A 13,340-nucleotide genomic window follows, 5' to 3' on the forward strand; every position below is an offset into this window, starting at 1 on the left:
AGCATGTCTGGTAGCGATGGCGGAAAGGTCACACCTGTTCCCATACCGAACACAGTAGTTAAGCTTTCCAGCGCCGATGGTAGTTGAGACTTTGTCTCTGCGAGAGTAGGACGCCGCCAGGCAAAGAGAAAACAGTTTACATTAATTTGTAAACTGTTTTTTTAATGGAATTTAATACTTTGGTATGAACTACTTTTAGTCTTATGTGAACATATATAAGAAAGGTAATAAGTTATTTCGGTGTTTTCTATTTATATAATTACTTTTAACTTATTCAGTTAGAATTACCCTAGTGTTTTTGGATAATCGACCTAACTCATATAGATTTTATTGAAACTAAGAGGACTTTTATGCTTTTCTTTTACCCCTATCACGAATCATCATCAGCATTTTATGATGCTCTTTCTCCACCTATAATGTTTACACCAAGATATTCAATTTGAACCGATAAGCTCTTCCTTACCATGGAAGCACTCTACCTAATAAGCTACAATGAGATTTTAATAAAAACAAAGTTCATTTAATAAATATAAAGTTGGACAATCCACTAGATGATATAATGTTAATACATTTGGGAATATAATAATATACATTAGAAAGGGAGGTTGGGCTGTGGAGGTATTTTTAAATGAAATAATGGATGAAAATTTTACTACAATTTTAATAAGATTATTTGTTATATTGATACTATCTGGGATAATTGGCTTTGAGCGCGAGTGGAACCACCATTCAGCTGGCTTCCGTACGCATATCCTTGTCGGACTTGGTGCATGTTTAATGATGTTAATGTCCTTATATGGTTTTACAGATTTTATTGATGCACATGATAATGTCCGCTTTGATCCAGCAAGAATTCCTTCTTATGTAATTAGTGGGATTGGTTTTCTAGGTGCAGGTACAATTATCGTTTATGGTGGTACGATTCGGGGATTAACTACTGCAGCATCGATTTGGGCGGTTGCTGGAATTGGATTGGTAGTTGGTGTTGGAATGTATGGGCCAGCAGTTGTAACAACGATTTTAATCTTAGTAAGCCTTGTCCTATTAAATGGTTTTGAGAAGAAGTTTGTATCAAAGAAAAAGAGTATGCAGATTGAGATTGTTATTGAAAAAGAACTACGAATTACAGAAATCATTGAAATTCTAGAGAAGCATGAAATCACCATCGTAAATGTTGAGGTTGAAAAATTAGAGCGTGATTTACGTGCGGTGTATATAAAAATGAATACGATTGAAAACATTAAGCTGCTTGGATTATTTGAAGCTATTTCTAAGTTAGAGTATGTTAATCATGCAACGAGATTTGTAAAGTAATGATATTGATAACCTGTAGGTGAGGATCGACTCACTTGCAGGTTTTTTCAATTTTTAATTGTTTAAGCATGTAGGGTTTGGTTTATTGAAAAAACGTCTATGCTATAATAGCTTGTTTTACTTTTCAAGTAGAGAAATTTGACGTATAATAATAACATAGTCAAAGATAGTCAAAGTCAAAAAAGACTGGCTCTTAAGTATTTCTGTTCGTAAGTAATTAAAGAATATGCTTATAAGGGCATAAACTGGAATTCATCCTATGTGGATGATTCGATATTACCAGTGAAATGTCATAAAAGGGAGTTGGGAAAATGAGTAATATATCTGATGTTATTGAACAGTATCTAAAGAAGGTATTTCAAGCGAAAGGTAAAAATACAATTGAAATTAAACGTAGTGAAATAGCGGATCAATTTCAATGTGTTCCTTCACAAATAAATTATGTCATAAACACGAGATTTACTAGTGAAAAAGGGTATATAGTAGAAAGTAAGCGTGGAGGTGGCGGGTACATTCGAATTATCCGTATCCAACATCAAGACAAGGCTGAAATGATCGATGAAATTATTAAGATGGTAAATCCGAGTCTTTCGCAGCAAGCAGCGCTTCATGTACTTGAACGACTGCGAGAAGATGAAATTATAACAGCCCGTGAAGAGAAAATAATGTTTAGTGCCTTGGAACGAAATACGTTAGCTTTTCAATTACCAGTACGTGATGAAGTACGTGCTCGCATACTTTCTGCGATGCTGAATACTTTAAAATATCTACATTAAGTCGGATAAAAAGGGGGGATACCAAGTGCAATGTCAGGAATGTCAACAACGACCAGCAACAATTCGTTTTCAACAAATAGTGAATGGTGAAAAACAAGAAGTTCATGTATGTGAGGTATGTGCACAAGAAATGGGCAACATCAAAGCAATGCATGATAATTATTCTTTACAAGACTTATTGACTGGTCTATTCAATATTGATACATCGCAACTTGGTTCCAAGTCGATTCAAGAGAAACAGATGAGAAAAGAAGCACAATGCCCCAAATGTGAGATGACATTTGAAGAATTTAGACAGGTTGGGAAGTTTGGTTGTGCTTCATGTTATGACACATTCTCAGAACAAATTGTACCAATTTTAAAACGTGTACATTCGGGTAACACAGAGCATACGGGAAAAATACCTAAACGCTCTGGAGATAGTATTAAATTGAAGAAAAAAGTTGAAGCCTATCGTAAAGAAATGCAGCGGTTTGTAGAGCAAGAGGCTTTTGAAGAAGCGGCCGCCATTAGAGATAAGATAAAAGTATTGGAAGGTAAGGCAAAGGGGGCGAATGAAGAATGACGCTAGAGCACTTTATAGATGAAGCACTTAGCCCTTGGATGCGTGAGGAAGGTTCAGATAATGATATTGTTCTAAGTAGTCGCATTCGTTTAGCTCGTAACTTTGCAGATATGACTTATCCTATTCTTGGGAACGAAACAGAATTAACAAAAGTAAATGAATTTATGAAAGAAGCATATGCTGGTCAATCCTTCGATCAACATAAGGATTTTAAATATATTTCGATGGAAGATCTCTCACCAATTGAAAAGCGTATGCTTATTGAAAAACATTTAATAAGCCCAAACCTTGAAAACTTTCATGAATCAGCTGTATTGATATCGGAAAACGAGCAAGTATCGATTATGATAAATGAAGAGGATCATTTGCGTATTCAGCTTTATTTCCCTGGTTATCAATTAACAGAAGGATTGGAAAAAGCGTTTGAATTGGATGATTGGATAGAAGAAAAGGTGAATTATGCTTTTGATGAGAAGGCTGGTTATTTAACGAGTTGTCCAACAAATGTTGGTACAGGAATGCGGGCTTCTGTTATGTTGCATTTGCCTGCTTTAGTTTTTACAAAACAAGTCAACCGAATGATTCCAGTGATTAATCGCTTAGGCTTAGTAGTTCGCGGGATATATGGCGAAGGAAGTGAGTCACTAGGAAATATTTTTCAAGTGTCGAATCAAATCACGCTAGGAAAATCAGAAAATGATATTGTGCATGATTTAGAGAGTATTGTGAAGCAACTTCTTGAACAAGAACGGCTTGCTCGTAGGTATATTGTTAATAATCTAGGACTATCCTTAGAAGACCGTATTTATCGAGCTTATGGTGTTTTACAACATAGTAGAATTATTGACTCAACGGAAGCTGCTAAATGTATCTCTAGCGTGCGTTTAGGAATAGACTTAGGTATTATTGAAAATATATCTAAAAATATATTGAATGAATTAATGGTTTTAACACAACCTGGATTTTTACAGCATTATGCAAATAAGAAACTAACAGCAAGAGAGCGCGATATATTCCGTGCGACTCTAATAAGAGAAAGAATCCAATTGGAAAAATAGGAGGGGGAGATAATATGTTATTTGGACGTTTTACGGAAAGAGCACAAAAAGTACTCGCACTCTCTCAAGAAGAAGCAGTACGATTAGGACATAATAATATTGGAACAGAACATATTTTACTAGGCCTTGTACGTGAAGGTGACGGAATCGCTGCGAAAGCATTGCAGTTACTTGGAGCAGAGGTACCGAAAATTCAAGAAGAAGTAGAAAAGTTAATTGGAATTGGAAAACAACCAATGAAAACAATTCACTACACACCACGAGCGAAAAAAGTTGTTGAATTATCTCAAGATGAAGCGAGAAAATTAGGTCACTCTTATGTAGGAACAGAACATATTCTACTAGGTTTAATTCGCGAGGGTGAAGGTGTAGCAGCTCGTGTGCTTAATAACCTTGGTGTAAGCTTAAATAAAGCACGTCAGCAAGTTTTAAAGCTTCTTGGGAGCAATGAGTCACAAGGCGGAAGGCGCACACGTGGCGGCGCACAACAGTCAAATGTGAATACACCAACTTTAGATTCATTAGCGAGAGATTTAACGGTAAGTGCTAAAGAGGGAAAAATTGACCCAGTTATCGGGCGTTCAAAAGAAATTGAACGTGTGATTCAAGTACTTAGTCGCCGTACAAAGAACAACCCAGTACTTATTGGGGAACCAGGTGTTGGGAAAACGGCTGTAGCAGAAGGTTTAGCACAGCAGATTGTAGATAACGAAATTCCGGAAATTTTACGCGATAAACGAGTGATGACCCTTGATATGGGTACGGTTGTAGCTGGAACGAAATATCGCGGAGAATTCGAGGATCGCTTGAAAAAAGTAATGGAAGAGATTCGCCAAGCAGGCAATATTATTCTATTTATTGATGAATTGCATACATTAATTGGTGCAGGTGGAGCAGAAGGTGCAATTGACGCTTCGAATATTTTAAAACCTTCCTTAGCAAGAGGAGAACTTCAGTGTATTGGTGCTACTACAATTGATGAGTATCGTAAATATATCGAAAAAGATGCAGCGCTTGAGCGTCGTTTTCAGCCGATCCAAGTAGACGAACCATCTGTTGAAGAAACGATTCAAATTTTAGGTGGACTTCGAGATCGTTATGAAGCACACCACCGTGTAACAATTACAGATGAAGCAATTGAAGCAGCTGCAACTTTATCTGATCGCTATATTACAGATCGCTTTTTACCAGATAAAGCAATTGATTTAATTGATGAGGCGGGTTCGAAAGTTCGTCTTCATTCTTATACCATTCCACCGAATCTAAAAGAATTGGAACAGAAGCTTGAAGAAGTAAGAAAAGAAAAAGATGCAGCTGTCCAAAGTCAGGAATTTGAAACAGCAGCTTCCTTACGCGACACGGAGCAAAAATATCGTGAAGAGTTAGAGAAAACGAAAGATGAATGGAAAGAAAAACAAGGTCAAATGGATTCAGAGGTAACTGTTGAAGACATTGCGAGTGTTGTTTCGATTTGGACTGGTGTACCAGTAGCTAAATTGACGAAAGATGAAAGTCAACGACTCTTGAATATGGAAGAAATCCTTCATAATCGCTTAATCGGTCAGGAAGAAGCAGTGAATGCTGTTTCTAGAGCTATTCGCCGTGCACGTTCAGGACTAAAAGATCCGAAGCGTCCAATTGGTTCATTTATTTTCCTAGGACCTACAGGTGTTGGTAAAACAGAATTAGCGCGTGCCTTAGCAGAAGTAATGTTTGCCGATGAGGATGCGATGATTCGTGTAGATATGTCTGAGTTTATGGAAAGACATTCAACAGCAAGATTAGTTGGTTCTCCTCCAGGGTATGTTGGCTATGAGGAAGGCGGACAGCTGACGGAAAAAGTACGTCGTAAACCGTATTCTGTTATTCTGCTTGATGAAGTTGAAAAAGCGCATCCAGAAGTCTTCAATATCTTATTACAAGTTTTAGAAGATGGTCGTTTAACAGACTCAAAAGGTAGACTAGTTGATTTCCGTAACACAGTAATCATTATGACTTCAAACGTTGGTGCAAGTGAGTTAAAGCGTAATAAATTCGTTGGATTTAATATCGCTGATGGTGATCAACAGCATAAAGATATGAAATCGAAAGTTATGGATGAATTGAAGAAAGTATTCCGTCCAGAGTTCCTTAACCGTATTGACGAAACAATTGTCTTCCACTCACTTGAGAAGAAGCATATGAAAGATATTGTTGTTCTTATGTTAGAAGAGTTGAAGAAACGACTTGCCGATCAGGAAATTGACTTGTCTCTTACAGATAAATCGATTGAAAAGATTGCTAACGAAGGCTTTGACCCTGAGTATGGAGCAAGACCATTGCGTCGTTCAATCCAACAAAATATTGAAAACCTGCTTTCAGAGGAATTACTCAAAGGTACAATTAAAAAAGGTCAAAAAGTTAAAGTTGGCTTAAATAATAAAGGTGAGTTTATTATTTTAAAATAAAAAATGTAGTTAGAAAGCTAGAAGAATGATTTCTTCTAGCTTTTCTTACAAAGAAATTGTATGTGGCATAAATATGTCAAAAAAACTCGAAATTTGATAGATGAATGTAACAATATTCCTTTAATTTTCATTTATAATAAGAAGTAAGGAGTGATGCGGATTGGCAAAAAGAACCAATAAGTTTGTCTGCCAAGATTGTGGCTATGAATCAGCCAAATGGATGGGGAAATGTCCAGGTTGTTCAAACTGGAATACAATGGTTGAAGAAGTCCAAGCTCGTGGCACTGGCAGCAGACACTTAGTGAGTAAGGGTACAAAAACAGTTAGTAAACCAGAGAAAATCTCTGCTCTTGAATCACAAAAGGAACCAAGAATTACAACCGAAATGCGAGAATTTAACCGTGTACTTGGTGGTGGAATTGTTCCTGGTTCACTTGTATTAATTGGTGGGGATCCTGGAATTGGGAAGTCTACTTTAATCCTGCAAATTTCCTCTCAAATTGCCAGAAAAGGAATGCCAGTTTTATATGTTTCTGGTGAGGAATCAACACGTCAAACAAAGCTTCGTGCAGAAAGATTAGATGTAAATGAAGATGAGCTCTATGTTTTAAGTGAGACAAATCTTCAAGATATTAGTCATCAAATAGATGAATTAAATCCTGAGCTAGTCGTTATTGATTCCATTCAGACAATGTATAGGGAAGAAGTTACAAGTGCCCCAGGAAGTGTTTCACAGGTGCGAGAATGTACGAGTGAACTGATGCGAATTGCAAAAACAAAAAATATAAGTATTTTTATTGTTGGACATGTAACAAAAGAAGGCTCTATTGCAGGCCCGAGAATATTAGAGCATATGGTTGATGCGGTACTTTATTTTGAAGGCGAACGCCATCATACATATCGAATTTTACGTGGGGTAAAAAATCGTTTTGGAAGTACGAATGAAATGGGTATTTTTGAAATGAAGGAAAAAGGATTACAAGAAGTGTTAAATGCTTCAGAAATTTTCTTAGAGGAACGGACAGCGGGAGCAGCTGGTTCAACTGTTGTAGCTTCCATGGAAGGAACACGTCCAGTTCTTGTTGAAATTCAAGCACTAATTTCGCCGTCTAGTTTTGGGAATCCACGAAGAATGGCAACTGGAATTGACCATAATCGTGTGCCCCTTATTATGGCTGTTCTAGAAAAAAGAGTTGGCTTCATGCTCCAGAATCAAGATGCTTATATCAAGGTAGCTGGTGGAGTGAAGTTAGACGAACCCGCAATTGATTTGGCAATTGCAATTAGTATTGCGTCGAGTTTTAGAGATCAACCAACAGAGCCAAGAGATATTTTTATTGGAGAAGTAGGTTTGACAGGAGAAATTAGAAGAGTTTCAAGGATTGAGCAACGCGTACAAGAAGCAGCGAAATTAGGCTTTGGCCGTGTGATTTGTCCGAAGAATAATCTAGATGGTTGGACGATTCCAAAAGATATCGAAGTCGTTGGTGTTTCGACTGTGCAAGAAGCCTTAGATATAGGGCTTGCTCGATAGTACATTTATAGATAATTCTGTTATACTATAAACAATTAATAGACAAGTTAGTTAGCATTCTTTAATACGAGGATTATATTTAAAAAATATAGGTAATAATATTAATAGGAGGTGAAGAGATGCTTAAGAAAATAGTTCATATCTTTTTAATCATATTAGGTGGATCAATCGGATTTGTTTATATTCCTGTTTTCGTTGAATTATTAAATCTTGAAGGTATTAGTTGGTTAGCAAATCCATACCTAGGCATGGCTCTTGGTGCAATTATTTTATTTTTACTATCTTATTTTGTCGCAGATTATATTGTGAACTTCTTTAAATGGTTAGAAGACACGCTAATCAAGCTACCTGTAATGGATTTACTGTTCGGTAGTGTTGGTATGATTGTCGGTCTTATTATTGCTTATTTAGGAACAATGCCACTTCAAGATGTTAATATACAAATATTCTCGCAAGTTTTACCAATTTTCATTACAATTGCTCTTGGTTATCTAGGTTTTAGAGTTGGATTTCGTAGGAAAGAAGAATTCACGAATCTATTAAGAGCAGGTAAAAAAGATAGACAAAAAGGATCAAATGCAAATGAAGCAGACGGAGAAATAGAGCTACCAAAGCCAAAGATTTTAGATACGAGTGTTATTATCGATGGAAGAATTGCAGATATATGTAGTACAGGATTCTTAGAAGGTACCTTAGTAATTCCACAGTTTGTACTAGGCGAATTACAACATATTGCTGACTCTTCTGATGCGCTAAAAAGAAACCGTGGCAGGCGTGGACTGGATGTATTGAATCGAATTCAAAAAGAATTACCAGTTAAAGTAGAAATTTACGAAGGTGATTTTGAAGAGATCGCGGAAGTAGATAGTAAATTAGTGAAATTAGCGAAAGTAAGTAATGGTATCGTTGTAACGAATGACTTTAACCTAAATAAAGTATGTGATTTGCAAAATGTTCCTGTCCTAAATATCAACGACCTTGCTAACGCTGTAAAACCTGTTGTATTACCTGGTGAAGAATTAGTTGTACAGGTAATTAAAGACGGGAAAGAACAGAAGCAAGGAATTGCATATCTTGATGATGGCACGATGATTGTTGTTGAAGAAGGCCGTAATTATATTGGAAAAACAATTGAAGTCGTGATTACGAGCGTTTTACAAACATCAGCCGGTAGAATGATCTTTGCAAAACCAAAATCACTTGAAAAAGCACTATAAAAAGCGTATAACTTATAAAGGATATCATCTTACGAGTGATGACATATTCTGTTGTCACTTTTCTTTTACTTAGAATTTGTTAAAGCTAATTGTTGGTGTTTGTATTAGCTAGTCATCCAAATAGACTGATGAAATAACACATTCAGCGGAAGAAATATACGGAGACTCCAGCGGGAAAGCGAAGACGATGAGACCCCGGAGAGCGATTTTCTCGAGGAGGCTCAGCGCAAGCCCGCGGAAAGCGTAGTATATTTCTGCAGCGTGGTTGTATAACTAAATCAACATTAATTTTTAACAGCAATTTAACTTAACTGAATACAGGTTTTTTTACTAACAGAAAAGAGGGGAAGCAATATGACGGAGGTAAGGGTACGTTATGCACCAAGCCCAACAGGTCAATTGCATATCGGTAATGCAAGAACGGCAATGTTCAATTATTTATATGCAAAGCATTTTAATGGAAAATTTATTATACGTACGGAAGATACAGATGAAAAACGAAATGTCCCAGGAGGCGAAGAAAGCCAGTTAAAATATTTGAAATGGCTAGGTGTTAATTGGGAAGAAGGTCCAGATGTTGGTGGAGATTATGGACCATACAGACAAACAGAACGCCTTGATATTTATAAAAAATACACGGATGACCTATTAGAACGCGGACTTGCTTATAAATGTTACATGACAGAAGAAGAACTAGAAGAGGAACGTGAAGCACAGAAAGCCAAAGGTCAAGTTCCGAAGTATTCTGGTGCCCACCGTGATTTAACAGAAGAACAAATCACTGCATTTGAAGCAGAAGGAAGACTTCCAAGTATTCGTTTCCGAGTACCTGAAGGAGTAACATATACTTTTAATGATTTGGTTCGAAAAGATATCACTTTTGAATCAAGTGACTTTGGTGATTGGGTAATCGTTAAAAAGAATGGTATCCCAACCTATAACTTTGCTGTAGCAATCGATGATCATTTGATGAACATTACTCATGTACTACGCGGGGAAGAACATATTTCTAACACGCCGAAGCAAATGATGATCTATGATGCATTTGATTGGGAAGCGCCAACTTATGGCCATATGACATTAATATTAAATGAAAATCGTAAAAAATTAAGTAAACGTGATGAGCATATTTTACAGTTCATTGAACAATACCGTAATCTTGGCTTCCTACCAGAAGCAATGTTTAACTTTATTAGCTTATTAGGCTGGTCTCCTGTTGGCGAGGAAGAAATATTCGATAAAGAAAAATTGATCGAGATCTTTGACCCAGCACGTTTATCTACTTCTCCAGCAATCTTTGATCAACAAAAGTTGCAATGGATGAATGGGGAATATATTAAAGCATTAGAGTTAGACAAAGTGATTGAACTTGCTATGCCACATCTTATTGAAGCTGGAAAACTACCGGCTGATATGGATGAAGAAAAACGGACATGGGCGGAAAATGTGATTGCACTTTACCATGAACAACTGCGTTTCGGTTATGAAATTGTAGAACTAACAGAGTTATTCTTTACAGAAGAAATTTCTTATGACGAAGAAAACATGGCAGTATTGAAAGAAGAACAAGTACCAGAAGTTTTACAAGCATTTAAAGAAAACTTAAGTGCATTAGAGGATTTTTCAAAGGATGAAATTAAAGCTCAGATCAAAGCAACACAAAAAGCAACTGGGCATAAAGGAAAGAAACTATTCATGCCAATCCGCGTCGCAACTACAGGCCAAATGCATGGACCAGAGCTTCCATTTGCAATTGAGTTACTAGGAAAAGAAGTCATCCTAAACCGCTTAGATAAACTTTTGGGTGAATTATAATCTGTATCATTTGAAGAAAAAATAAATGCTAAATAGTTCACAAAACGTAAAAACTGTAATATAGTAATAACATATATTTGAACGTTGATAAGGGAAAGTAAGAAGAAAATTGCTCACACAGAGAGAATCACCTTGGCTGAAAGTGATTTTAAGCAATACTTCTGAAGTGCCCCTTTGAGTCTACTATGGAAAATGTTTTTTAAGTACATAGTAGCGGGACTCTACCGTTAACAAGAGCACAAGTTGGAAGGGACATTTGTTTCTTCAAACAGAGTGGAACCGCGCATAAATGCGTCTCTGTATTCATATACAGAGGCGTATTTTTTAATTGGTTGGTTTTTGTAAAAGTTACATGTTTTAGCTATCTTTTGTGGTAGGGCCACATCCGGCTCCAGCGCCCAACGACTATCAAACTTCACACTCCTCCAATCGATAAGTCAACATCGGTTCGTACCTCGCCGTGTTTCCTATATCTCATTGCGAAGTGCTACAGTTTGTACGTCGCTAAACGGGCGCTTGCGCCTTAGAACTTTAGAAAGGTGGGGAGAAGCAATGGGATTCTTTTCTCGTATGAAAGAAGATATGGATGTTGTGTTCGAACAAGATCCAGCAGCGCGAACTTATTTAGAAGTTTTCTTAACTTATTCCGGTCTGCATGCTGTATGGTCACATAGAATTGCACACGCCTTCTTTAATAAACGCTTGTATTTTTTAGCTCGTGCTATTTCGCAAATTAGTCGGTTCTTTACAGGGATTGAAATACACCCAGGAGCCAAGATAGGTAGACGTTTATTTATTGACCATGGAATGGGCGTCGTTATCGGTGAAACCTGCGAAATCGGAAATGATGTTACGATTTACCAAGGCGTCACACTTGGTGGAACAGGTAAAGAAAAAGGGAAGCGTCATCCGACAGTAAAAGACAATGCATTAATTGCGACAGGAGCTAAAATACTTGGTTCCATTACCATCGGGGAAAATTCCAAAGTTGGTGGAGGTTCTGTTGTATTAAAAGATGTACCAGCAAATTCAACTGTTGTAGGAGTTCCAGGTCGAGTTGTCATCCAGGATGGTGAAAAGGTGAGAAGAGATTTGGATCATCATAAACTACCTGACCCTATTAATGATCGATGTGATGAATTACAAAAAGAAATAGATCTATTGAAAGAAGAAATAAAGTTGTTGAAAGAAAGGAGCAATTAAAAGATGTCGATAAAAATTTATAATACGCTTACTAGAAATAAAGAAACATTCAAACCAATTGAGGAAAATAAGGTAAAGATGTATGTCTGCGGACCAACAGTATATAATTATATTCATATAGGAAACGCAAGACCAGCAATTGTTTTTGATACCGTTAGACGTTACTTTGAATATAAAGATTATGAAGTAGATTATGTATTAAACTTTACAGATGTTGATGATAAAATAATTAATGCTGCAAAAGAATTAAAAGAAGAAGTACCTGAAGTTGCTGATCGTTTTATTAACGCCTATCTTGAAGATGTTGGAGCTTTAGGTGTAAAAGAAGCAACTCATCATCCACGAGTGATGGATACGATGGATGAAATTATTGATTTTGTTAAAGTTCTTGTCGAAAAAGGTCATGCATATGAAGCAGATGGTGATGTATACTTTAGACCACGCGGCTTTGAAGGATATGGCAAGCTTTCCCAGCAATCGATTGATGAGCTCCGAGCTGGAGCAAGAATTCAAGTAGGAGAGAAAAAAGAAGACCCGCTCGACTTTGCTCTTTGGAAAAAGGCAAAGGATGGAGAAATCGCATGGGAATCCCCTTGGGGAGAAGGCCGACCAGGCTGGCATATTGAATGTTCTGCAATGGCTAAAAAGTATCTAGGAGATACGATTGATATTCATGCGGGTGGACAGGATTTAACCTTCCCACACCATGAAAATGAAATTGCCCAGTCTGAAGCAGGGAATGGAAAGACTTTCGCAAATTATTGGATGCATAATGGTTATATCAATATTGATAATGAAAAAATGTCAAAATCCCTTGGAAACTTTGTATTAACAAGAGAATTAATTGCAGAGCATGATCCAAGAGTCCTTCGTTTCTTTATGCTAAGTGTGCATTATCGACACCCAATTAATTTTACTGAAGAATTATTGGAAAGCGCGAAAAACAGTTTAGAGCGAATTGAGACAGCTTACCATAATTTAGAACACCGTAAAGCGACTAGCCTTGATCTTGCAAAGAATGAAGAAGAATGGGTAGAAAAAATCGCAAATCTAAGTTTGAAATTTGAACATGAAATGGATGATGATTTTAACACGGCAAATGCAATATCTGTTTTATTTGATTTAGCAAAAGAAGCGAATATTTACCTAAACGAAGCTCAAACATCAACAATTGTCATTGAAGCATTTCAAGAGTCGATTGCTGATTTACTTGAAGTATTAGGTATAAAAATAGCAGTAGAATCAGAATTACTTGATGAAGAAATTGAAGCGCTTATCGAAGAAAGAAATACAGCCAGAAAAAACCGCGATTTCCAACGAGCAGACGAAATTAGAGATATGTTGAAGGAACAATCGATTGTTCTGGAAGATACCGCTCAAGGGGTTCGCTGGAAAAGAGGCTGAGTAAAGC

The 13,340-nt window shown here is 36.8% G+C and carries 10 protein-coding genes, 1 rRNA gene and 1 other annotated feature; all 11 genes read left to right on the forward strand.

Annotated elements, in window-relative coordinates:
- Window positions 1-6 precede the first annotated feature (6 nt).
- A 5S ribosomal RNA gene (rrf, locus tag ACXYMZ_RS15815) occupies window positions 7-122 on the forward strand.
- Window positions 123-636: 514 nt separating this feature from the next.
- A complete protein-coding gene (locus ACXYMZ_RS15820) occupies window positions 637-1,314 on the forward strand; it encodes an MgtC/SapB family protein (protein ID WP_458949468.1) in 678 nt (225 codons plus the stop codon).
- A 311-nt stretch (window positions 1,315-1,625) separates the two neighbouring features.
- The gene (locus ACXYMZ_RS15825; protein ID WP_458949378.1) at window positions 1,626-2,090 is read left to right on the forward strand and encodes a CtsR family transcriptional regulator; all 465 of its coding nucleotides are present in this window, start codon (window positions 1,626-1,628) and stop codon (window positions 2,088-2,090) included.
- Window positions 2,091-2,115: 25 nt separating this feature from the next.
- Window positions 2,116-2,655 carry a UvrB/UvrC motif-containing protein gene (locus ACXYMZ_RS15830; protein ID WP_458949379.1) on the forward strand — a complete coding sequence of 180 codons (540 nt, stop codon included), beginning with the start codon at window positions 2,116-2,118 and terminating at the stop codon, window positions 2,653-2,655.
- A complete protein-coding gene (locus ACXYMZ_RS15835) occupies window positions 2,652-3,713 on the forward strand; it encodes a protein arginine kinase (RefSeq protein ID WP_458949380.1) in 1,062 nt (353 codons plus the stop codon). Before ACXYMZ_RS15830 ends, ACXYMZ_RS15835 begins: the two co-directional genes overlap by 4 nt.
- 14 nt (window positions 3,714-3,727) lie before the next feature.
- Window positions 3,728-6,160, forward strand: a complete 2,433-nt coding sequence (gene clpC / locus ACXYMZ_RS15840) for an ATP-dependent protease ATP-binding subunit ClpC (protein ID WP_458949381.1) — start codon at window positions 3,728-3,730, stop codon at window positions 6,158-6,160.
- Between the two features lie 160 nt (window positions 6,161-6,320).
- Window positions 6,321-7,694, forward strand: coding sequence for a DNA repair protein RadA (radA, locus tag ACXYMZ_RS15845; RefSeq protein ID WP_458949382.1), 1,374 nt, complete (start codon window positions 6,321-6,323; stop codon window positions 7,692-7,694).
- 119 nt (window positions 7,695-7,813) lie between these two features.
- On the forward strand, window positions 7,814-8,911 hold the full coding sequence (locus ACXYMZ_RS15850) for a PIN domain-containing protein (protein WP_458949383.1): 1,098 nt from the start codon (window positions 7,814-7,816) through the stop codon (window positions 8,909-8,911).
- A gap of 354 nt (window positions 8,912-9,265) precedes the next feature.
- Window positions 9,266-10,726, forward strand: a complete 1,461-nt coding sequence (gltX, locus tag ACXYMZ_RS15855; RefSeq protein WP_458949384.1) for a glutamate--tRNA ligase — start codon at window positions 9,266-9,268, stop codon at window positions 10,724-10,726.
- A 75-nt stretch (window positions 10,727-10,801) separates the two neighbouring features.
- Window positions 10,802-11,028, forward strand: a binding site (T-box leader).
- A 214-nt stretch (window positions 11,029-11,242) separates the two neighbouring features.
- Window positions 11,243-11,929 carry a serine O-acetyltransferase gene (gene cysE, locus ACXYMZ_RS15860; protein ID WP_458949385.1) on the forward strand — a complete coding sequence of 229 codons (687 nt, stop codon included), beginning with the start codon at window positions 11,243-11,245 and terminating at the stop codon, window positions 11,927-11,929.
- 3 nt (window positions 11,930-11,932) lie between these two features.
- Complete coding sequence (gene cysS / locus ACXYMZ_RS15865) at window positions 11,933-13,333, forward strand: cysteine--tRNA ligase (protein ID WP_458949386.1); 1,401 nt, start codon at window positions 11,933-11,935, stop codon at window positions 13,331-13,333.
- Window positions 13,334-13,340: the final 7 nt, after the last annotated feature.

Source organism: Oceanobacillus sp. CAU 1775, assembly GCF_054482815.1.

What these genes read in the sequence shown, in the direction of transcription:
- clpC (WP_458949381.1), top strand. Translation starts at nt 3,728, where the DNA reads ATGTTATTTGGACGTTTTACGGAAAGAGCACAAAAAGTACTCGCACTC.
- ACXYMZ_RS15820 (WP_458949468.1), top strand. Translation starts at nt 637, where the DNA reads ATGGATGAAAATTTTACTACAATTTTAATAAGATTATTTGTTATATTG.
- ACXYMZ_RS15850 (WP_458949383.1), top strand. Translation starts at nt 7,814, where the DNA reads ATGCTTAAGAAAATAGTTCATATCTTTTTAATCATATTAGGTGGATCA.
- ACXYMZ_RS15835 (WP_458949380.1), top strand. Translation starts at nt 2,652, where the DNA reads ATGACGCTAGAGCACTTTATAGATGAAGCACTTAGCCCTTGGATGCGT.
- gltX (WP_458949384.1), top strand. Translation starts at nt 9,266, where the DNA reads ATGACGGAGGTAAGGGTACGTTATGCACCAAGCCCAACAGGTCAATTG.
- cysS (WP_458949386.1), top strand. Translation starts at nt 11,933, where the DNA reads ATGTCGATAAAAATTTATAATACGCTTACTAGAAATAAAGAAACATTC.
- ACXYMZ_RS15825 (WP_458949378.1), top strand. Translation starts at nt 1,626, where the DNA reads ATGAGTAATATATCTGATGTTATTGAACAGTATCTAAAGAAGGTATTT.